At 46.4% G+C, this 588-nt stretch carries 1 protein-coding gene; it reads left to right on the forward strand.

From position 1 onward, the window contains the following. On the forward strand, nucleotides 1-588 hold a 588-nt coding region (locus R7E78_RS28595), incomplete at both ends, for a TRAP transporter large permease subunit (protein ID WP_318058944.1).

The following is a 588-nucleotide window of genomic DNA, read 5'->3' on the forward strand; positions in this document are numbered from 1 at the left end:
TGGCGGTATTTTCACACCAACAGAGGCTGCGGCAGTTGCGGCGGTGTACTCATTCTTTATCGCGAACTTTATATATAAAGACATGGGACCATTCGCTGATAAGCAAAACACCAAACCAGCGATTGTCAAAGTGATTCAGACCTTTGTGCATGAAGACACTAAGCATACCTTGTATGAAGCGGGCAAGCTTACCATCAGGCTGCTGTTTATCATTGCTAATGCACTGATCTTAAAACACGTACTGACTGAAGAACGTATCCCTCAGATGATCACGGAATCGATGCTGTCTGCTGGTCTTGGACCAATTACGTTCTTGATAGTTGTGAACTTATTGCTCCTGATCGGTGGTCAGTTTATGGAGCCTTCGGGCTTATTGATCATCGTTGCTCCTTTGGTGTTCCCAATTGCCATTGCGCTGGGCATCGACCCAATTCACCTCGGTATCATGATGGTAGTGAACATGGAAATCGGCATGATAACGCCACCAGTCGGGTTGAACCTGTTTGTAACGGCTGGGGTGGCAAGAATGTCGATGATGAATGTTGTAAAAGCGGCATTGCCATGGGTGGGTGTCATGTTCTTGTTCTT

The sequence above is a fragment of the Vibrio sp. YT-19(2023) genome, from assembly GCF_033337395.1.